General features: G+C 53.4%; 21 protein-coding genes. 11 read left to right on the top strand and 10 right to left on the bottom strand.

What is annotated here, in order from left to right:
• Positions 1–73 precede the first annotated feature (73 nt).
• Positions 74–649, top strand: a complete 576-nt coding sequence (locus GOW92_RS09160) for a pentapeptide repeat-containing protein (protein WP_170560071.1) — start codon at positions 74–76, stop codon at positions 647–649.
• 55 nt (positions 650–704) lie between these two features.
• Here GOW92_RS09160 and GOW92_RS09155 read toward each other — a convergent pair whose 3' ends face one another.
• The 3 genes from GOW92_RS09155 to GOW92_RS09145 form a co-directional block, all read right to left on the bottom strand.
• On the bottom strand, positions 705–2,474 hold the full coding sequence (locus tag GOW92_RS09155; RefSeq protein WP_368040267.1) for an adenylate/guanylate cyclase domain-containing protein: 1,770 nt from the start codon (positions 2,472–2,474) through the stop codon (positions 705–707).
• 94 nt (positions 2,475–2,568) lie between these two features.
• Positions 2,569–3,171 (bottom strand): GNAT family N-acetyltransferase, encoded by a 603-nt coding sequence (locus GOW92_RS09150; protein WP_170560068.1) that lies wholly within the window; start codon positions 3,169–3,171, stop codon positions 2,569–2,571.
• A gap of 554 nt (positions 3,172–3,725) precedes the next feature.
• Positions 3,726–5,195, bottom strand: a complete 1,470-nt coding sequence (locus tag GOW92_RS09145) for a di-heme oxidoredictase family protein (RefSeq protein WP_170560066.1) — start codon at positions 5,193–5,195, stop codon at positions 3,726–3,728.
• Positions 5,196–5,560: 365 nt separating this feature from the next.
• On the opposite strand from GOW92_RS09145, the gene GOW92_RS09140 reads away from it, so the two are divergent.
• The 4 genes from GOW92_RS09140 (at position 5,561) to GOW92_RS09125 (ending at position 8,348) form a co-directional block, all read left to right on the top strand.
• Positions 5,561–6,049, top strand: a complete 489-nt coding sequence (locus tag GOW92_RS09140) for a hypothetical protein (RefSeq protein WP_170560065.1) — start codon at positions 5,561–5,563, stop codon at positions 6,047–6,049.
• Between the two features lie 78 nt (positions 6,050–6,127).
• Positions 6,128–6,535: a hypothetical protein gene (locus GOW92_RS09135; protein WP_170560063.1), complete on the top strand. Its 408-nt coding sequence runs from the start codon at positions 6,128–6,130 to the stop codon at positions 6,533–6,535.
• A 53-nt stretch (positions 6,536–6,588) separates the two neighbouring features.
• A complete protein-coding gene (locus tag GOW92_RS09130) occupies positions 6,589–7,068 on the top strand; it encodes a helix-turn-helix transcriptional regulator (RefSeq protein WP_170560061.1) in 480 nt (159 codons plus the stop codon).
• A 362-nt stretch (positions 7,069–7,430) separates the two neighbouring features.
• Positions 7,431–8,348 (top strand): DMT family transporter, encoded by a 918-nt coding sequence (locus GOW92_RS09125; RefSeq protein WP_254452961.1) that lies wholly within the window; start codon positions 7,431–7,433, stop codon positions 8,346–8,348.
• A 198-nt stretch (positions 8,349–8,546) separates the two neighbouring features.
• On the opposite strand, the gene GOW92_RS09120 is transcribed toward GOW92_RS09125, so the two are convergent.
• Positions 8,547–9,251: a helix-turn-helix transcriptional regulator gene (locus tag GOW92_RS09120; protein WP_170560059.1), complete on the bottom strand. Its 705-nt coding sequence runs from the start codon at positions 9,249–9,251 to the stop codon at positions 8,547–8,549.
• A gap of 105 nt (positions 9,252–9,356) precedes the next feature.
• On the opposite strand from GOW92_RS09120, the gene GOW92_RS09115 reads away from it, so the two are divergent.
• Both GOW92_RS09115 and GOW92_RS09110 read left to right on the top strand, forming a co-directional pair.
• Entirely contained in the window at positions 9,357–9,794 is a 438-nt protein-coding gene (locus tag GOW92_RS09115; RefSeq protein WP_170560057.1) for a VOC family protein, read from the top strand.
• A 39-nt stretch (positions 9,795–9,833) separates the two neighbouring features.
• Positions 9,834–10,190 carry a VOC family protein gene (locus tag GOW92_RS09110; protein ID WP_170560055.1) on the top strand — a complete coding sequence of 119 codons (357 nt, stop codon included), beginning with the start codon at positions 9,834–9,836 and terminating at the stop codon, positions 10,188–10,190.
• A 156-nt stretch (positions 10,191–10,346) separates the two neighbouring features.
• Here the strand turns inward: GOW92_RS09110 and GOW92_RS09105 are convergent, their stop codons facing one another.
• Genes GOW92_RS09105 through GOW92_RS09080 form a run of 6 tightly spaced genes read right to left on the bottom strand, consistent with a single transcriptional unit; the run spans position 10,347 to position 15,548 of the window.
• Complete coding sequence (locus GOW92_RS09105) at positions 10,347–11,285, bottom strand: HAD hydrolase-like protein (protein ID WP_170560053.1); 939 nt, start codon at positions 11,283–11,285, stop codon at positions 10,347–10,349.
• A complete protein-coding gene (gene phnE, locus GOW92_RS09100) occupies positions 11,249–12,064 on the bottom strand; it encodes a phosphonate ABC transporter, permease protein PhnE (RefSeq protein ID WP_170560051.1) in 816 nt (271 codons plus the stop codon). Before phnE (GOW92_RS09100) ends, GOW92_RS09105 begins: the two co-directional genes overlap by 37 nt.
• On the bottom strand, positions 12,064–12,879 hold the full coding sequence (phnE, locus tag GOW92_RS09095) for a phosphonate ABC transporter, permease protein PhnE (RefSeq protein WP_170560049.1): 816 nt from the start codon (positions 12,877–12,879) through the stop codon (positions 12,064–12,066). Before phnE (GOW92_RS09095) ends, phnE (GOW92_RS09100) begins: the two co-directional genes overlap by 1 nt.
• Positions 12,876–13,670, bottom strand: a complete 795-nt coding sequence (phnC, locus tag GOW92_RS09090; RefSeq protein WP_170560047.1) for a phosphonate ABC transporter ATP-binding protein — start codon at positions 13,668–13,670, stop codon at positions 12,876–12,878. Before phnC ends, phnE (GOW92_RS09095) begins: the two co-directional genes overlap by 4 nt.
• 60 nt (positions 13,671–13,730) lie before the next feature.
• Positions 13,731–14,705: a phosphate/phosphite/phosphonate ABC transporter substrate-binding protein gene (gene phnD / locus GOW92_RS09085; RefSeq protein ID WP_170560045.1), complete on the bottom strand. Its 975-nt coding sequence runs from the start codon at positions 14,703–14,705 to the stop codon at positions 13,731–13,733.
• A gap of 60 nt (positions 14,706–14,765) precedes the next feature.
• The gene (locus tag GOW92_RS09080; protein ID WP_254452959.1) at positions 14,766–15,548 is read right to left on the bottom strand and encodes a DeoR/GlpR family DNA-binding transcription regulator; all 783 of its coding nucleotides are present in this window, start codon (positions 15,546–15,548) and stop codon (positions 14,766–14,768) included.
• 504 nt (positions 15,549–16,052) lie between these two features.
• On the opposite strand from GOW92_RS09080, the gene GOW92_RS09075 reads away from it, so the two are divergent.
• Genes GOW92_RS09075 through GOW92_RS09060 form a run of 4 tightly spaced genes read left to right on the top strand, consistent with a single transcriptional unit; the run spans position 16,053 to position 20,929 of the window.
• Entirely contained in the window at positions 16,053–17,078 is a 1,026-nt protein-coding gene (locus GOW92_RS09075) for an ABC transporter substrate-binding protein (protein WP_170560041.1), read from the top strand.
• Positions 17,079–19,295 (top strand): ABC transporter permease, encoded by a 2,217-nt coding sequence (locus GOW92_RS09070; RefSeq protein WP_170560039.1) that lies wholly within the window; start codon positions 17,079–17,081, stop codon positions 19,293–19,295.
• Positions 19,292–20,362 carry an ABC transporter ATP-binding protein gene (locus GOW92_RS09065; RefSeq protein ID WP_170560037.1) on the top strand — a complete coding sequence of 357 codons (1,071 nt, stop codon included), beginning with the start codon at positions 19,292–19,294 and terminating at the stop codon, positions 20,360–20,362. The genes GOW92_RS09070 and GOW92_RS09065 overlap by 4 nt, the downstream gene beginning before the upstream one ends.
• Entirely contained in the window at positions 20,363–20,929 is a 567-nt protein-coding gene (locus GOW92_RS09060) for a histidine phosphatase family protein (protein WP_170560035.1), read from the top strand.
• The last annotated feature ends 2 nt before the right edge of the window (positions 20,930–20,931 follow it).

The raw sequence follows: 20,931 nt of genomic DNA, 5'->3' as shown, positions 1-20,931 counted from the left end.
TTTTGGTTCGGGTTTTTTTAAGGGGGAGATGAGGATTCTGGCTTCGTCGATCCCATAATTGGGAGAGAGAGATATGGCTGAATCCTTGCTCAGTTTTTCAGAAGTGTTGATATATGGCCGTGAGCTCGAAGATTTAGAGTACAAACGCATTCCGTCACAGGGAAAGGGCGACAACAAGCATCTCGACAAACAATTCGGGGTGGCAAAAGGGGAGAAAGGTCCTCGGTTCGCCAAGATTTATGGCTTTGCCTTTGAGGGCACTTATTACGATATGCCGGAGCCGGTGATCTTTCTGGTTCATGGTAAAGGTGAGCTGGTCGCTGATCCCGATAAGCCTGCAGACGACGCATCCCGAGCGCCGCAAGACCCGAGTATTGGCGGCGTCGCAGCGGCCGACTATCAGGTCGCCGATGGCATCCGCGTCTGGCGGTACGACAAATCTGACCAAACCATGCGTATGGACGTGATGACCGGCCAGTTCGAACAAGTCCTGTTGGACATCTATTTCGGCTTTGACAGCCCGGCAATCAGCGGTGCCAAAGTCAGCGGAGCGAAAGTGAGTGGGGCTAAGGTCAGCGGTGCCAAAGTCAGTGGCGCGAAGGTGAGCGGTGCCAAAGTCAGCGGCGCAAAGGTACGCGGCGGCGACTAAATCCAGTTTTCGAAAACAAACTCAGGGGCACCGGAACGCGGTGCCCCTTTGCATTTTAGAAACCGGCCTTTTTCAGACCTTCCACAAAGTGCTGCGTGTCTTCCTCTAGCCGATCCGGTTGAACGGTTGTCCACCGGGCCAGCGAAAAGTTCGGATGCGCCTCGCGATGCTTTTCCCGGATCAGGCGGGCCATGTCCGTTTGACCAAGCTGCGCATAACTCGCGGCCAGCATACGCTGCCCTTCGGTCGGGTTGTTCATCTTGTTGACCGTCTCAATGACGTCCTCATACCGTCTGAGATTGTAATACGCGCCGCCCAGATGCCAAAGGTATTGATCCGGGAAGTACGGATTCAGGCGCATTGCCTGCTGAAGATGCGTTATCGCCGTTTCGTTGTCGCCTGAATGGGCCAACGCATCGGCAAAGTCAGAATGCATATCCGCGTCATTTGGGTTTAACGCCAACGCCCTCTGATAGGATTGGATGGCTGCGTCATGCTCTTTGCGGTACAGGTGCACATAGCCCAATTCCCCAAACCCACGTGCATCGGTCGGATCGAGTTCAATTGCGCGTTGCGCCAATATCAGCGCTTTCTCCAACGCCTGCGACGGCTCTTCGGTCCAAGAATAGCGCCAATCGATATTAAGTGTTCGAGACAGCGCCGCTGCTGCACGGGCATACCCTTCGTCCCGTTCAAGGGCCGATTGATAGAAATTCTGTGCCTTTCGGTTGTCGTTCCGCGTGTATTTGAAGATGTGATGCTGGCCTTGCAGGACCGAGCCGTATGCTTCCAGATTGGATGGTATCGCCTGAATCATTCGCTTCTTTTCATGCGATTCGATCATCACCGCAGTGGCGGCAACGATGCACTCCGTCACCTCATCAAGAATGTCGAAAATATCGTCAATTTTGCGATCGAACCGTTCGCCCCAGATCGTGCGCTCGGTATTGGCATCAATCAACTCGGCGGAAATCCTGATCCGACTGGCTGAACGACGAACGCTGCCGCGCGCGACATATTGGACGTTCAACTTCTGTGCAGCCTCTTTCGGTGGCATCGACTGTGTCTTGAAGAAAAACGACGAATTCCGGGCGATGACAAAAAGGTTCCGGAACTTGGACAGATTCATGATGATGTCGTCTGTCAATCCTTCGGCAATCCAACTGTCGGATTCATCCCCGCCAGAACTGCTGAAAGGCAGAATTGCCACCGATGGTGTATCAGGCCGCTCTAGGATGTCCCCCTGCAGATCCGGACGCATCGTGCCCGCCATGGTCGCGCCGGCCACTTCGCTGCGGACGCAATACGTCGAGACAGGGTTCATGATGTTTTTGAGTTGCTTTGGTCCCAAAAATTCGTACCCAAAGCGCAGGCGATTGCAGACCTGATCATACACGGCAGAGCTGACATAGACCCGTTCTGGCTCCGCTATCTCTTGCAACCGGGCCGCGATATTGACGTTGTCGCCATGAATGCCGCGTTCGTCGATCAGGATCTCGCCAAGGTGGATCCCGGCCCGAAACTTGATTCGCTGAGCCTGTTCGCGGGTTTTGTTCTGCTCGCTTGCGATCTGGTGCAATTCCACCCCAAACTCAACCGCACTGGTGGCAGTCTCAAACAGGGCGAGAATTCCGTCACCGCGAACTTCGACCACACGCCCGTTGTATTTTGCGCAAGACGTTTCAAGCAAAGAAATCAATGTTTTCAATTCGTTATACGTATCCAGCTCATTCTCGCTCATAAGCCGGGAGTATCCTACGACATCAGCGAACAATACTGCGCCAAGCCGTTGAGTAATTGGAATGTCAGAAATTGTCGTACTCACAAGTGTTACTCTTTTTTCGGATTCAGTGCGGACCCGTAACCAACATATATCAAAAATCGCTTTTGACGACCGAAGCTGTTTTGACCAGAACTGATCACGCTTCTGAGATCCGAGGCGGCCATGACCAAGCGGCGCAATCATTCGGCCCCAATGTCACGATCGTATTCGCATCCAGTTCCTGTGCCAGAACGTTTCGGCGAACCATCCACTCGGATTTCAGAATCCCCACGACAACCATGTCCTGAAACTCGCCTTCGGCAAACCATGCCTGACGCATCGTGCCTTCAATCTGGAACCCAATTTTGGCCACAAGATCGCGGCTGTGATGATTATCCTCACGATAATAAGACGTTATGCGGTTCAGCCCCAGTTGTCGAAACGCCAAGTCCAACACCAAAGCAGATGCCCGAAGCCCAACACCGGATCTGCGCATCGCTTTGTTTACAAAGACTGCAACAACCGCATCGCGGTTAATTGTCGAGATAGACTCGAGCCCTGCAAGGCCAACGGCCTCACCCGCCGAGGACTCGACCACAAACCAACATTTGCAGCTGGCGTCTGAAGACGTAAACGCGTCTTTCCACCATTCCTCTGCGTGCGATGTATTTAGGGGCACCCGCGTCGTACGATCAAAGCGCGCAAGGTCTTCTACGTCCTGGAACCAACTCAGGACGGAATCCAGATCTGCCCTTTCCATCGGACGCAACCTGAACGTGTTTTTTGAATTGCTGCTCACGATAAATAGTACCTTTGAAAGAAATCAGTAAAATCTGTTCGGACACTAGCACAAAGTTTCTGGAATTACGAAATGAGAATACAAAATCTCAGCTTCTCTTTTTAAAGCCTTGTGATTTTGATACGAAAGCCCAGGTTCAGGAACGAACCACTCGACGGCGAAGTCTCCTACATCCTGCGGGGAGAAGTACTTATCGAAGATTGGAGGAGATACTAAAGCACAAAGCGATCCCAAAATGCTCTAGGGCATCATGCGCCAGCGCCTGAAACTATCGCCACGATGGATGAAAGGCCAATGATGCAGTTCAATCAAACTTGATTGGTCAGATGAGGCTGGTCAGAACTTTTATGGCACCTCGACAGAGTAGAAAGTGGCCCATACCTGCGATTGGGCGGTTAGCGTCTTTGCTGCGGTGCAGCCGCAAAACCAGCCGTTCACTGAACGAGCGGTACACCGGGGGCTATAATTTACGCGGTTCCAACCAAATCTGCCGTTCTACTTTTCTCAACCAACACTTACTCTTCGAGCGACTTGTATATCGTTAAATTCTTCAGAAACGCGACAATTTTGGTTTGTTCGCTTTCGCTGAGGTGTTTGTAAGCAGTGGTACTGTCTGAGGCCTCGCCTGCATGACTCATAATTGCCTCTTGCAAAGTAGTCGCCCGGCCATCGTGTAGCCAGGGTCCAGTTGCCCCGACACCCGCCAGTGATCGCGTCAGAAACATAGAGGCCCCCAACCCAAGAGGGTTATCGGGATCTGCTAAGTCGGAACCCATGTCGTGTCGTTTGAAGTCTGTGTACCATCGGGCCACTGGCTTACCTTCGGCATTCTGCTGCGCTGCACCCAGGTGTTGGATTGAACCGTCCAGCAGCTTAATCCTGTTGTTGGGTTGATCTCCGGCCAAATTGAACGTGATTGCATTGACGTTGTTCAAGCCGTGATTATTCGGGTCAGTTCCGTCCGGAAAACTGCTATCGAAGAAACCCGGAGTTTCGCTGGGTTCTTTGAACACTGCTTCCCGAAAGCTCATCGCTGGAGTGTGGCAACTGGTGCAGCCGGTTTGAGCGAATAGCGCCTCTCCTGCCAGAATATCGGTTCTTTCGGACCCAGATAAATCAATCAAACCCAGATCGGCCAGTTCTATCTTCGTTACCGGCCGTTCGAGGGCGGCCATGTATATTGTAAGCGCTGTAACATCACCGACGGTCAACTCATTCACCACGCCATCGAAATCGCCATCCTGGTCTCCGACAAGCTCGACGGCCTGCAATCCCAGTTCATTGTGCGCCGCATTCCTCGTGAAGGCTCTGATCGTTGCATGATTACCTTTCCATCCAAACGGCTTGATCACGAGGTCCCGGTCGATGCCACTCAATCCACTGGAATCCGTTTCGACGGAACATGGGTCTTTAGAAACACGCGTCAGTATGAGCGTTCCATAGTCTACGCCTTTGGACTCTAACTGAACTGAGGTGCGACCCGAAATGCAGGCAACCTGTTGGGCTGCATCACGTTGACGATATAGATCTGCGCTGATTTCTTCAGCAAGTCGCTGAGGGATACCAAGCGCAAACAGAGGCAGCGTATTTCTCTCAAGATATATGGTTGGGTCGCCCGTATGCGCGGGATCCACAAGAACGTTCACCGCAACGTCACCCGCCCCATTGGCAATAGGCGCGTTGTGACAGGCAATAAAAGATGTCGCGTTTGCCCCTCCTTCGCGCTTTGGAAAATGTGAAGCCCACTCGGATGGGTCTGCGAGATCAGCCCGGGGAACACGCGTAAAGCGACGGCCTTCGCCGATATTGGCACCGACCCCGCGAGCTGCGTCAAAGCTGAACTCGGTCAGTTCATCGCCTGCATCAAAGGCCCAAAGAAACGCTTTGGCTGCCCCTTCGCTTTGCATCATCTGCGAGAGTTCATGCTGATCGACGGGTGCAGGTTCCTCATCCGCCAAGACGGCCACAGGTGTTAGGCTTGCCATAACAAGGCACAAAATTCTTGGTCGCATATTGTGTCCACCTCTCGGTTGCGGGCCAGTCCAGTAGTGACGGCCGAAGGGGACTGAGTGACATGTTTGGCGACCTGAAAACCATTGAACCCAAGCTGCGAAAGGTCGTTCTAAGCCAAAGTCATATGGACGTTTGACACACAAAAACCGCATCGTGAAGAACGCAATCTGAAGGCGTCGATCTTAAGCATTTTGGCCGTGCTACGCGTGTCTATGACTTTGGCTTATTCCGCCAATAATCAGGCTCGCGTCCAGTATTCCGATCGAGTTTTTAACTGCATCCAGGCTTCACGGCATCAATCCAAGCCGCGCAAAAACTTACAAATAGGAAATGAAAAATGCGTACTCTCTCGTTCCCTCACAGCCCTTTGATCCTGGCCACCCTGATCACCGCAGTGTCGTTTCAACCGCTCGATGCCAAGAGCATCTCGGTTATTGACCCAAGCACGGGCGAAAATATTGAGCTGTCAGAACTGGATTTCGCCTCGCTGACCGAAGAAGAACGCGTCGAGATCCGGGATCAGTTGGAAGAAATGGGCGTTCGACCCCGAGGTCAAGGGCGCAACGCGATCGACATGTCTGAGGTTGAAGTCGTAGACCCGACAACCGGCGCGACCGTAGCACTGGGGGATATCGACCCTTCGACCCTGAGCCCCGAAGACCGACGGAACATTGGCGATCAACTGGCCAAACAAGGGGTGCCTACAGGCCGTAAGGGCCCTGACAATGGCAGCGGAAACGCGGAGCCCGACAGCGAAACTTCTGAAACCGGCCAAAGGGGTCGCGGCGGAGAAGGTCGAGAAGGCCGCGGCGGTCCCCGCGGGTGACATCAAAGCAACTGCGCATCGGTTGACACGATGCGCGGTAACCCCTTAGCCAAAATGCAAAGGTACGGGAACTCCATGATGCGCAGATCACTCATCCTCGTAGGCACCGCGGCAATCATGTTTTTGCACTCGCCTGCCCAGGCGCAGGAATCCGTTGCTGATGATGTCATCGCGCGGATTGAGGCCGAAGGTTATTCGGTTGACGAGGTAAAACGGTCCTGGCTGGGCCGTATAGTCATCACTGCAAGCGATCATGATGAGTTGCGCGAAGTCGTGTTGAACCGCACTTCGGGAGAGATTTTGCGGGACCAAAGGTTCGTGAAGGACCCAAATGGCGACAAGCGACCCGCGTCGCAACCAAGTGAACCAGACGAACACGCCCCACTTGGTGAACCAAACGCACATGGCGGCCCCAAAGGAAAAAGCAAATCCGACGGCCCCAAAGATGCGGGCGGACATCGTGGCAAAGGCAAAAACGGTGGGTGATCCGACATGAGACAACCTGCTGAAACAGAATTGCCCTGCGCAGGGTGTCGCGCATGATGAATCGTGCCTGGGTTGTTTGGGCCCTTGTCCTTATCCAGTGCCTATGTGGTGCGTATTTCGTGTGGGAAATCTTGGCATCTATTCTAGGCATCCCTTCGGTCCCGCTACGTTGGAATGTGCGAGAGCTTGTCGAAGCAGGTGCCAGTATTGGGCTGATACTTGGTGCTTTTCTGGGTGTCCGGCTTGCGCTCGTGGCGCAAAAAGCAACGCACCGCGCCGAAACTGCCCACCGGATCACGTCCGGCGAGTTTACAACCGTCGTAGAAGCGTATTTTGAGAAGCTTGGCCTGACTGGCGCGGAAACAGAGATCGCCTGGCTTGTCCTGAAAGGGATGTCTTTGGCTGAGATCGCCAATCTGAGGCAAACCCGCATTGGAACCGTCAAGGCTCAGTGTACTGCGATTTACAGAAAGGCGGGAGTGTCCGGCAAAAGCCAATTGATTTCACAGCTCGTGGAAGACCTTCTATTCTAAACACAAATTGGATCAGATGGCGCTATGGCACTCGTTCGATATAGCGCATCAACTTCTCATCCAAATCCAGATTTCTGGTTTCGACAGTTTGTTCGCCTTGTTCGAGCTGTTAGCTTTCAAGCCCAAGATCCAAGTTTCATCTCCAAATCAAAATTCTCACGGTTGGCATGCATCCAGACCGCGCAGTTGGCAACAAGAGATAACGAAGAAGCCAGAATTGTGCCGCTTCAAGGTATGTTTTTAGACATTAGAAAATACTGACCGCTTTTGTGTTTATCGCTCCTATCCGCATGAAACGGGTCGTCTCCATTTGATCGAATAAGTTATCAGAGTAAGGCAATTTGAAACTGGACCTGCCGAACATGACCAAAGCTCCCGCTCTGACCTTGGATTTAAAGTCGACCATGATGCTGTTGCTGCTTGCAGCTGTTTGGGGAGGTTCGTTTTTTTTCGGTGAGATTGCCCTGCGTGAGGTACCTCCACTCACTATTACGCTGCATCGCGTCCTTTGGGCTGTGCCTATCTTGGCGTTGCTTGTGCGGATAAAAGGCATTGCGGTTCCCAAGTCCCTTCGGGTTTGGGGTGCCTACTTGGTAATGGGCGCACTCAATAACGCCATACCATTTTCCCTGATCTTCTGGGGACAAACGCAGATTGATAGCGGGCTTGCTTCCATTCTGAATGGAACAACCGCCATGTTCGCTGCCGTTGTCGCGGGTCTTTTGCTTCCGGATGAACCGTTGACGGCAAAGAAAATCATCGGTGCTGCGTTGGGAATAGCAGGCGTAGCTTTCATCATGGGGCCGAGCGCATTGACGGAATTTAACCCTAGTAACTTGGCCCAGCTCGCGATTCTTGGGGCAACGCTGTCTTACGCGTTTGCGGGCGTTTGGGGCAAAACGGCACTAGGTGGACAGCCTCCACTCATGAATGCACTTGGCATGTTGATCGGCAGCACGGTTTTGATGATACCAATCGTGTTTGTGTTCGATGGCCCCCCGAATCTGTCTCTTTCCGCAGGCGTGTGGGGCGCTCTTATTGGCATGGCCGTCTTGTCGACGGCACTCGCGTACTTCCTCTACTTTGCCATTCTCGTACGCGCAGGTGCTGCCAATCTGTTGTTAGTCACGTTGCTTATCCCGCCGTTCGCAATCGGGCTTGGAGTAATGTTTCTTGGCGAGCAAATGGGGTTGGAAGCATGGATTGGTTTCGCCATTATCGCATTTGGTTTCGCGGTGACTGACGGGCGTTTGTTTTCGTATTTTCTTCGAAAACATTAACAAACAAAGCGGTCATTGGTTCAAAATGCTGCATCACATGGAATGAGCCTGGTGCAGACTTCGGAACTGACGCGGCATGGGCCCCTGCCCTGTTATGCGAAAATCAACTGTCGCGCATTCCGGGCGTGGCTCAAATAACGCGCTGTTTCATTTTAGCTTTCCCAAAGCAGCCTTTGAATAACTTTGCAAAATCCCGTCTCATGTCGCCTCTTCATAACGCTTCCTTTCCGCGTCCGTCGAGCTGCGCCACTCTGCGCGAAGAAGATCCATTCGCCGGGGAATGCACTCCTCAAGCACATCGGCCTTGATGATCCGTTCGGTTCGAAAGTAGCGAAATCCGCCGCGCAACTCGCACCAGCCGGCGATGATGCGGCTGGTGTCCCGGTATCCCAGAAGTATGGGCCAGATCACCCGACTGGTCTTCCGGTCTGAGTGGTCTGAATAGGTTAGAGAAATCTTCTTACGGTGCCGAATGGCCAGACGTATAGCGGCTGCACCGAGCACTTCATCTGGCTGAACGACGGGCGCGACTGTTACGGCCGGGTGAAGAAAGGACGTCCGGTATTTATCCGGTGTGACGGCTTCCAGTTTGGTGATCAGCTTCTCAGCCGCCAATGCAAGTTCGGGCTCACCTCGGGTTTGGACCCACAAAGCTCCGAGCGTTACGGCTTCGATTTCGTCGGGGGTCAACATCAGTGGTGGCATATGAAAGCCGGGTTCCAACACATAGCCGACCCCGGCCTCGCCGTTGATAGGCACGCCCTGCCCGATCAGCGCAGCAACATCGCGGTAAACCGTTCGTTTTGTCACGCCCAATTCTTCACCAATTGACTGGGCAGAGATCGGCCCTTTGGCACGTCTCAGAATTTCGATGATTTCAAATAGCCTGTCGCCGCGCCGCATGTGATCTCCCTTCAATGACACAAATCATACTGACACCATGCTGACAACACGCTGTCAGCATAGGCGAGGTAGAAGCACGAAGAACACCACAAAGGACATCAAATCATGAGACGTTTCACTGCCCTAGCACTTGCCGCGTTCCTGCCCACAACACTCTTCGCCGAAACGGCGGAGCCAAGAGTCCTCGCACCAATCGTAGCCATGGGGGCCTATGTTGCGACCGACGACATGGAGGGGTCCGTGGCCTTCTACCGTAAGCTGTTCGACAGTGCCCCAGTAGTCGGGCTTCCGGATTTCGTGGCGTTCGACGTAGCAGGCGGCTGGTTCGCGGTTGTTTCGCGGAAGAAGTATGCGCCGGGATCTGAGCCAGGCTTAGGTGCGGTCCCTTACCTGCAAGCTACCGACCTTGAAGAGTTGCGCGCCCGCGCCACCGCCACCGGCATTGCCGCGCCTGAAATCATCGAAGAGTCGGGGATCCATTTGCTCAAGATAACGGACCCCAATGGCCAGTTGATCGAGTTCTTCAAACTAACTGATCAGTGACGCGCCCATTACTAATCCTAAACTCAAAGGACATGCACCATGCAAATGAACTACTTTGTCGTCGGGACAAACAACATGGCCACGGCGACGCGCTTCTACGACAAGCTCTTCGCGCAATCAGGCTTAGAGCGCGTCTCGCCGACGGACAGAATGACATACTGGCTAGGACCAGATTTTGCCTTCGCTGCCGCGATCCCATTTGACGAGAACCCCGCAACGTTTGGTAATGGAACCATGGTGGGTTTTAGCGTCGGATCAAACGAAGAAGTGGAAAGACTACACTCCTTGGCTATTGCGCTTGGCGGAGCGTGCGAAGGCGAACCGAAGCAACGCGGGCCACGCTTTTCTGCCTATGTCAGGGATCTGGACAGGAACAAGATTTGCGTCGCCGCGTAATCCAACTAGGTGCGGCTTTCGCAACGGGCTTTGAACGGGTTCTCCAGCGCTGCCATTCGTGTGTGGCGCGACATTCCCACTTTCAAAGTTTTAGTGGCGCTGACATACTTGGCATTCCAGTTAGACAGAATATCAATCGAAAGGAACGCTCTGAACTCAGGGGCGGGAAACGACAAAGTTCGGTACGATCCCTGCCTTCTCGATCGCGGCTTCAACATCATGGCCTGCGAAAAACCCAAATCCTGAGATGAGAGCTGAAACCACACCGGCATTATGTGCGCCCAGAATGTCGGTGTGCAGGCTGTCGCCGACCATCAAAATTCGGGATTTGTCGATGTGCTCAAGGCGTTGGAAGGCAAGATCATAAATGTTGCCGAACGGCTTGCCAAAGAACTGAGGGGTGATACCTGTCCGGTCTGCCAACCGATGCGCGAAGAGACCAGGTTCTTTGGAGAATCCGTACTCGCGAGGGGCAACAATGTCAGGATTACCCACCAGTACCGGGCGGGGACGCTCTAGCAAGGCAGCCTCCAACATTGCCTGTCTCGTTTCTGTCCAAGCCGCTGACCCAATCATCAAAAACCCGTCGACGGTTTCGTAGGGCTTTGGGTCATCCTCCAGATAGGTGAGTTGCAACGCCTCCAAATCGCGAAGACCCGCGCTGGGTGTCGCCATTAACCCCCAATGCAACCCACTTTGATCGCTTAGCTCTGATAGTAGCGTGGCCCGACTCGTGATTACGTCCTGCGGCGCGAAGTCGTATCCAAGCCTAGTGTACTTTTCCAAGAGGGTGGCGTGAGGATATCCCGCAGCATTCGATACAACGAGAACACGCTTGCCTGCGGCCTTCAATGACCTGACCCGCTCTGGCGTGTCCGGGATTGCCGTTTCACCGATATTCAGAACTCCGAAGGCGTCGAGAAGGAACACGTCGAACTCAGGAGCTATATCTTCCAGTGTCTCAACCTGGCGATAGCTTACTTCTGTAGGTATGGTTTCCGGAAGGCGGTGGCGTACTGCCTCGTAGGCATTAAACGCCTCTTGCGCTGAGAAATCGGTCAAATGATCGCCCCTCGCACTTTCGCCGAGACCCATTCACTGATCATAACCGCGACTAAAATTACGATCAGTATCAAGCTGACTTGCGGCCAAGCCAGAACGTTTAGCGAAGCTGAAAGTTGCAACCCTATTCCCCCGGCACCAACCAGCCCCAAGACAGTGGATTCGCGGATGTTGATATCCCAACGGAAGACAGCAATGCCTGCGAAAGCTGGTAGGATTTGCGGAACGATCCCGTAAGCCATGACCTGCCAGCGCGACGCACCGGTTGCCGTGATCGCCTCGACCTGCGTGTGATCAATTTCTTCTATGGCTTCATAAAGAAGCTTTGCGCAAAACCCTATTGAACGGATGGCGATTGCTACAACACCGGCAAAGACGCCAGGTCCAATAATTGCAATCAAGAGTAGCGCCCAGATCAGCGAGTTGATTGAGCGGGTCGAGACAATGACTAGCAGCGCTACGGGCCGTATGAATAGGGCTGAGGGTGTGGTGTTGCGGGCTGCCAGAAAGGCAACCGGCACAGCCAGGAACAAGGCAATGATTGTACCCAGCGTCGCTATGTTCAAGGTGTCCCAAATCGGGCGGCCCAGTTGAGTGATGTAGTCCCATTTCGGAGGCGTTGCACGGGTCCAGATATCGTTGGCAATGCGCGGTGCGTCCCAAACGAAAAACCACGTCGTCGACTCCGAGATGAGCTGCCAGCAGTAAACGAAGATCGCTACGCCCAATAACCAACCGAACCATCGAACCAAACTCTGACCGGTCGTACGCCGGCGCCAGATTTGCGTATCGTCGCGTTCAAGTACCGGCATTACTGAACCCTCGCCCGGATAACTCCCGAAAGGTATTCAAGAGCCATGACGATCCCGATGATAAGTATCAGAATGGCCGCAGCCGTGTCGTATTCATAGCGATCAAACGCAGTGTTCAGTGTCGCACCAATACCGCCAGCGCCCACGAGGCCAAGAATTGCGCTTTCTCGGAAATTTATGTCGATCCGGTACATAGAAAGCCCTACAAGTCGCGGCATTACCTGAGGCTGAACTCCATAATTGATCCATTGCGGCCAACGTGCCCCGGAGGCCTTGATCGCCTCGGCCTGGACCTTGTCCATCGCCTCGATATCTTCGGCCAAGAGTTTTGAGAGAAACCCAATGGTCGCGAAAGAGAGTGTTAGAAACCCTGCCAGAGGACCAAAGCCGAAGATAGCCACAAGCAAAATAGCTACGATGATTTCTTGCAACGCCCTGCTTATCGCGACAATGCCCCGGCAAATCATGTAGATTGGCAAGGGGGCAATATTGCGTGCGGCCCCCAGACCAATTGGGATCGAAATCACGATACCCACGACCGACGCAGCCACGGTCATAATGATACTCTCGAGCAGACCGCTCCAAATGTCTGACCACCGCGAAACGAAGTCCGGGCTGGTAAATGCAAGCACAAACGCCCAACCCCTGTCCAACCCTTCATAGACGCGGCCCCAATCAACTTCGATGGTCATGAAAGCCGCTATCAGATAGGCGAAAAACCCAAGAAACAATGCCCACCGGAGCAGTGGGTTTTTGACAAAGGCAGGCTTACGCCAGCCCTTTCCCAACATGTCGTCCAAATCTCGATGGCTCATTCTGCAGCCTCGACATCTTCATCTTCGTCCACTTTTTCGATGGTCGCTTCCCAGTCTTCCTCCCCATAGATTTCGGTCAGCTTCTCGGGGGTGAGGCCTGTTGGAAGGCCATCATATACAATCTCGCCAAAACGGAGACCGACGACGCGAGGAACAAACATCTGGGCGAGTGCCACGTCATGGATATTGATGATCGCCGCCAATCCGCGCTCCTGACACAGCTCAGTGATTAGCCGCATTATCTGACGGCTGGTCTTTGGGTCCAGCGACGCAGTTGGCTCATCAACCAGCAACAGTTTCGGGTTTTGAATCAAGGCGCGGCAAATACCAACCCTTTGGCGTTGACCACCCGACAGTTCATCTGCCCGTTTATCCGCCATGTGTAACAGGCCAACCCGGTCAAGCAATCGGAAGGCCTCATCTACATCTGGCTGGGGATACCGCCGCAGAAAGCTGCGCCAGAACCCAACGTAACCCAACCTGCCGGACAAAACGTTTTCCATTACCGTCAGGCGTTCGACCAGGGCATATTCCTGAAAGATCATACCCATTTCACGACGTGCTTTCCGCAGCGCACCTGAGCCGAGCTTGGTCAGGTCCACGTCATCCAGAAGGACGCCGCCGCTTGTGGGTTCAACCAAACGGTTTATGCAACGGATCATGGTCGATTTGCCCGCGCCCGAAGGCCCAATCAACGCAAGAACCTGTCCCTTAGGCACCTCAAGATCAATAGCTTTCAAAGCCTGATCCCCGGTCTTGTATGTTTTCGTCAGCTTTTGAAGACGCAGCATGAATTGCCCCAGATTAGGGTGGACAGCGGGCCCGTTGAGGCCCGCCTGATTATTGGAGTATCACTGACAGGCGTAGGAAACGCCATTTGCTGCATCAATCTTGCGAATGACGTCCCAGAATTCCTGGTAGGTCATTTCAAGAAATTGGCCTTCGTTCGACTTTGAAAACTCAGCCTCAAGTGTCGTGCCCTCCCAGTCGAAGCTGAAGAAGGCATTGCGGATTTTCTCCTGCAACTCGGGTGTCAGATTGTAAACAGTGCCAAATCCAGTTGTTGGGAAAGTTTGCGATTTGTAGATTGTGATGACGTCATCTTCGTTGATCACATCGCGCGAAATCATTCGCGACTTTACCGAGTTCGCAATTGAAGCCGCCAGGTAATCCTTGTTGGCAACACCCAGGATCGAATTATCGTGCTTACCCGAGTAGACAGGTTCGAAATCACGTTCCGGCAGAAGATCAAAGTCGCTTTTCAGGATTGCCGAGGGTGCTTTGAAGCCCGAGTTGGATGTCGGCGACGTAAACGCCAGTTGCTTGCCCTTAATATCCTCAACTTTTTCGATGCCCGAACCCGGATAAGTGATGATTTCCATCTCATATCCGAAGTTACCATCCTTCGAAGCCATAATTGTAAATGGCCGGAACCCCGCACAGTTTACCGCCAGTGGATTGGAGCCTGTGTTGAAGCCCGCAATATGCAGACGCCCTGAACGCATCGCTTCGATCTGGGCTGCGTTGTTCTGAACCGGAAAAAAGACGACGTCCTTGCCGGTTTCAGCCTTCAAATGTTCTAGAAAATCGGACCAAGCAGTTTTGTAAACGGCGGGATCTTCCACCGGCGTATAAGCAAAGATCAAGGTATCAGGATCTATTTGCTCGGAGGGATCTGTTGGGATATCCGCGATCAAATCTCCGTCGGCGTCACAAAAACGCTCGTCCAAGTCACCGCGCGGACAATCCTGCGCCGACGCCGTTCCACTTAGCGACATTAGCGCAATTGCAGATGCACCAACCAATAGTTTGATATCGATCTTCATGTTTTCCTCCCAGTCATGCGCGGTACTTTTTCGATCCGCTGTTAATCAGTCAAATTATGCCTACCCTGCGACGAGAACATCGACCTCGGCGCCCTCAATAGCGTTACGCAATTCTCCTGTTGGTTTTTTATCAGTGACAATGGAATCCAAACTACAAAGGTCTCCCACTTGAGACAGACCTTTGCGGCCGAATTTCCCGGAATCAATAAGAAGATGCCGTTTTTTGGCACGCGTCAGCATCATCCTTTTTACTGCAGCAAAGCCCCGCACTGTTTCTGAGGGCCCTTCCGTCGAGAAACCCGATGAACCGATCAAGCACCTGTCGACGTTAAACCGAGATAGAAACTCAAGCGTCTCGGTTCCGATCGTGGCGGATTCAGCTGCCAAGTATTCACCTGGGCATAAAAGGATTTGAACGGGCCCTTGGCCCAGAGTCATCGCCACGGGAATTGAATTTGTAATCACCGTGCATGGGGTGCCGATATAGGCCAGTGCACGTGCCATCTCGATAGTGGTTGAGCCGGAATCGATCATGACCGTTTCACCGCCCTGAATCAGTTCCGCCGCGCTAACACCTATTCGCTCGCATTCATCAACTTGCGCGTTTGTTCGTTCATCCAAACCTGGATAATGCCCTTGGGTCGGAGCTGATGCACCCCCGTGGGCACGCGCGATAAGGCCGTCATTCGACAGGGCCTCGAAGTCCCTGCGCACCGTCTCAGTGGAGACATTGAACCGATGGGCCAACTCGTTGATGCGAACGTGCGGGCGCAGTTTCAATTCCAGCAATATCTGCTGGCGCCGGTCGGATTTCTTGACCCGACCCTTGCCCTTATCAGTCATTTTGCCGCGTGTTTTGGTTTTGGACATCCGACGACCCGACTAGGTTTCGAGCTCTACCTTTGTGGGCTTTCGGGCATTTTGCAATAATTTTTGTTGCATAACCCACGGAAGGTTGTGAGAATTCCAGAGATTCCAAGTGTTTCAAAGCGCAGAGTAAGAATGCACAGGCTGATCAATTTCAGAATGGGAATTGGGAAAACGTCTTAATCCGCCAACTGGCCAATAAGACAGTATCCTCATGTATTTGATCGTGTGGCATTGGGGGAAAGCATGAGCGGCAGCAAAACGGCAGATCAGATTGCAGCGTTCAATGTGCTTGGGCACGACGCGTCATTGGTTTTTGCCAGTAAAGCGAAACAGAAAAAGACCTGTCGCGATTACTGAAAAGTTTGACAGATGATCAGAAAGTTCAAACTGTCATGAAGAAGCTTCGAAAGGCTACATGAGGAAGGGCACAAAAAGAACCGGGAAACTCGGACGTAGAAAGCTCAAAGGGAGGAAACAATGAGAAAATTGACATACACTGCGGTAGGGTCGGTGATTGCCCTGACCGCGTCATTGTCGGCGGCACAGGCCGACAAGCTGACACTCTATTGTTCGGCGCAGGAAGATTGGTGCCAGCTCATGGCGCGAAGCTTTGAAGATGCGACTGGCATCGACGTCAATATGACCCGGAAATCCTCAGGCGAAACCTTTGCACAAATCCGAGCCGAAAGTTCGAACCCGAAGGGTGACGTTTGGTGGGGTGGCACGGGTGACCCGCATTTGCAGGCCGCCGAAGAAGGCCTGACGATGGAATACATGTCGCCAATGCGCGACCAGCTTCATGATTGGGCGATATCTCAGGCGGAAAGCGCCGGCAACAAGACGATCGGTATCTACTCGGGTGCGCTTGGATATGGGTACAATGCCGACCTTGTCGCCGCAAACAACCTGCCCGAACCCGCCTGCTGGAAAGACTTGCTGAAGCCCGAGTACAAGGGCCATGTTCAAATGGCGAACCCGAACTCGTCAGGCACGGCTTATACGACGCTGGCCTCAATGGTGCAGATATTTGGCGAGGATGAAGGCTTCGAGTTCATGAAAGGCCTGCATTCGAACATCAATCAGTACACCAAGTCTGGTTCAGCACCCATCAAGGCCGCCGGTCGTGGCGAGAATACCATTGGTATTGTCTTCATGCATGATGCTGTGAAACAGGCCGTTTCGGGGTTCCCGATCAAAGTTATCGCACCATGCGAAGGCACCGGGTATGAAATTGGCTCAATGTCAATCATAGACGGGGCTCGCAACGAGGAAGAGGCGAAAAAGTTCTACGATTGGGCCCTGTCGCCCGAAGCTCAGAACCTTGCACTTCAAGTCAACGCCTTTCAGGTGCCATCAAACAAGGGCGCGGAAACTTCGGACAGTGCGCCTGACATGAGCCAGATCAAGCTGATTGACTACGACTTTAAAAAGTATGGCTCCTCAGACGAACGGAAGCGTCTATTGCAGAAATGGGACGAAGAGGTTTCGACTCTGCCGCAATAAATGACTGACCAGAATTCAAAAACGACCCATCCGGTCCTGATCTTCTGGATCATCGCCGGGTGGGTCGGATTCTGCCTGTTGCCCTGGTACATGGTCGACGGCGGCCTGTGGTCGTTCGAGTGGCTTTTGGACGGCTACCCTTTCAATGAGGATTATGCCCCGGCTGCGTTTCTGATTGGGCAGGGTGAAAAACTCTGGCTGGCGCCGCTCCTGATCGCTCTGGCGCTGCCGCTTTTGGTGTTGAAACGCACCAAATCTGATCCACTTTACGCCCGCATTCTGATCCTGTCCGGCACGCTCGGCTTCGGCTGGTTGATCGCTCAGGGGTTCAGTATTGGCATAAGAGGATTCAATTTCGATTGGCTGGAAGCGTTGTTTGGCGACCTTGGCGATCGTCAGTTCGGCATGGGCTACGGCGCAATGATATGTGCCTCGAGCTTTCTGTTCCTGCTCACTCAGGGGATCGCAGCAAGAGGTGCCATTAACGGTGACGTCTTTGTTGTGAGCGCCATCGGCGGCGTGATTACAATCGTTACCGCATTTGTCTTTTTCCCAATTGCCAAAATGCTTTTCGCCGCCTTTATCACCGAAGATGGTGCGTATTCCATTGCGGTATTCTTCTCGAAGTTTTTCGATGATCGACTGTGGGGTCTGGGGTGTTTTCAGGGTGCGCGTTGTGGCGCGGCCTGGAATTCACTGTTCCTTGCCATCCTAGTTGGCGTCATCACCACCGTCCTAGGTCTTTGCTTTGCACTGGTCGTGACGCGTTCAGGCTTTCGTTACAAGCGTGCGCTGCGAGCTCTTACCGTTCTGCCAATAATCACCCCGCCGTTCGTGATCGGCCTGGCGCTAATCCTGCTTTTTGGCCTGTCCGGGTCTGTCACCCGGTTCGTTGCCGAACTATTCGGCACGCAACCGACACGGTGGCTTTACGGAATGCCTGGCATCCTGATTGCGCAGACACTCGCGTTCACACCAATTGCGTTCCTCGTGCTGATCGGCGTGGTTGAAGGCGTCTCTCCTTCGATGGAGGAAGCAGCCCAGACCCTCCGGGCCAGCAGATGGCAGACGTTCAAGACGGTTTCCTTACCCTTGATGCGACCTGGTCTGGCTAATGCGTTTCTTCTGGGCTTCATTGAAAGCATGGCCGATTTTGGCAACCCGCTTGTATTGGGCGGCAATTTCGATGTGCTTTCAACCGAAATATTCTTTGCTATCGTCGGCGCTCAATACGATCAAGGTCGGGCGGCAGTTCTAGCCATGGTTCTGCTGTTCTTTACACTTTCAGCCTTTTACGCGCAGCGTGCCTGGCTCGGAAAAAAGAGCTATACAACTGTTACCGGCAAAGGCGATGCAGGCGTGCACCCACTGATGCCAGGCGGCCTGTCGGTCCCCGTGCTGGTCGTGGCCCTTGGTTGGGGTCTATTCACAATCATCGTCTATGCGATGATCGTCTATGGCAGTGTGGTCGAGCTATGGGGCGTCAACAACTCGCTTACACTCAAACACTATGTCACGGCTTTCTCCGTTCGCTTCGAAGAAGAGGGCATTCGCTGGACCGGGGCGGCTTGGGACAGTTTCTGGACCACCATCACCATCGCGGCCATTGCCGCACCTTTGACCGCCGCTGTTGGGTTGGTGACTGCCTACCTGCTGACCCGACAGAACTTTGCGGGCAAGAACGCATTTGAGTTCGGCACCATGCTGTCGTTCGCAATTCCCGGAACAGTGATCGGCGTCAGCTATATCCTTGCCTTCAACGTTCCGCCAATCGAAATAACTGGAACTGGCGTTATCCTGGTTGTCAGCTTCATCTTCCGCAATATGCCGGTCGGCGTTCGCGCGGGCATCGCGAGTATGTCGCAACTTGACCGCAGCCTGGATGAATCCTCGCTGACTCTTGGTGCTAATTCTTGGCAGACTTTTCGAAACGTCATCTTACCGCTGCTGCGCCCCGCGATACTGGCCGCGCTTGTCTACAGCTTTGTCCGTGCCATGACGGCGATCTCGGCAGTCATCTTTCTGGTTAGCGCTGAGTATGACATGGCAACCAGCTATATTATCGGTCGGGTCGAGAATAACGATTATGGCCTTGCTATCGCCTATTCGACAACGCTGATTTTCGTAATGCTCGCGGCAGTCGGCTTATTGCAACTTCTCGTCGGTCGGGTCCAAATTGGTCGACGTACGCAGCACGGAACGGAGAGATCGCCATGACCGACACCAAAATCGGTTCCAAGGCCGCGCCGGTATGCTTTGAGAACGTTTCGAAAGTGTTCGGCAAGGATGTCGTCGCCGTCGACAGCATCAATCTTCAAGTAGACGCAGGAAAACTCGTCACGTTGCTTGGTCCGTCAGGGTGCGGAAAAACAACGACGCTGCGCATGATTGCCGGGTTGGAGATGGCAAGCTCAGGCAAAATCCTGATTGGTGAGCGAGACGTGACCAAACTGCCCGCCACCGACCGCGATGTTTCCATGGTGTTTCAATCATACGCATTGTTCCCTCATATGAGCGTGTTGGAAAACGTGATGTATGGCCTCACATTCTCGGGCTTTGCGAAGGATGAAGCGCGCAGTCGTGCCTTGTACGGCTTAGAGCTGGTTGGCCTTCAAGGGTTCGACAGCCGCCTTCCCTCTGAGCTTTCTGGAGGCCAGCAACAGCGTGTTGCCGTTGCACGCGCGCTGGTTCTTGAGCCACAGGTCTTGCTGTTCGACGAGCCGTTGTCCAACCTCGATGCTAAGCTTCGTCGTCAGGTGCGCGAAGACATTCGGGCAATCCAGCAAGACCTTGGTTTGACGGTTGTTTACGTCACACATGATCAAGAGGAGGCGCTGGCGGTCTCGGATGAGATCGTCGTTATGCGCAACGCCGCTATCGCCCAGACGGGTACACCGCGGCAGCTTTACGACGCCCCGAATGACCGGTTTGTTGCCGATTTCATTGGCGAGGCAAACCTTCTGAGTTGCCAAGTCGTCAATATCGATGGTGACATGGCAACGATCGAAATCGAAGGTTATCGCCATATGCTTCCACACCGAGGTTTGTTCAAAGGGCCGGCTACTATCGCAGTGCGCCCCTCACGTCTGGTCATCGGTTCAGATCAGGGCATACCAGCTACGGTGGCCAAAGCGACGTATGTTGGAGTCCGGATGGAATACACGCTGACAGGTAAGTTTGGTCAGGTTTTTGCTGTCCACGATAATGTAGACGCACCGTTTGAACCCGGCGTTCAAATCAAGATGGGTTTTACGGACAAGGGTCCGGTGCTTTTGCCAGATTAAATGCCGAACCTATTTGTCATCACACATCCCGAGGTCTCAGTTGATCCGGGTGTCCCGATCACAGATTGGGGCCTGAATGCGACGGGCCGCAGACGCGCTACTGTATTTGCTTCTGGTAAAATCTTGTCGAATGTCACACAGGTTTGGACCAGTTGCGAGCGGAAGGCCCAAGAAACGGGCGCAATTCTTGCCGAAAGTCAAAAGCTGCCAGTTAGTTTCCACTTGGGTCTTGGTGAAAACGACCGCACCGCAACCGGTTATTTGCCTGAGGACGATTTTGAGGCAGCAGCGGATGCTTTTTTTGCTCATCCTGAAGATAGTTATCGAGGTTGGGAAACAGCTGTCGAGGCTCAAAAACGCGTTCATCAGACAGTCACCGAGATTATCCAGATGCATAAGGCCGGGGATATCGCGATCGTAACACACGGGGCGGTTGGCACATTGCTGTGGTGTAAACTCTCGGGTCGATCGATAGACCGCAGGTACGACCAGCCTTCACAAGGCCAATTCTGGCGGGCAGATATATCGACGCTAAAACCGCAATCAGGTTGGATATCGTTGGCCTAGAC

It is taken from the genome of Ruegeria atlantica (assembly GCF_013032505.1).
Lineage (GTDB): Bacteria > Pseudomonadota > Alphaproteobacteria > Rhodobacterales > Rhodobacteraceae > Ruegeria > Ruegeria atlantica_F.
Note: the sequence above shows the minus strand (reverse complement) of the source record. Positions and strands in the feature narration are given on the sequence as shown.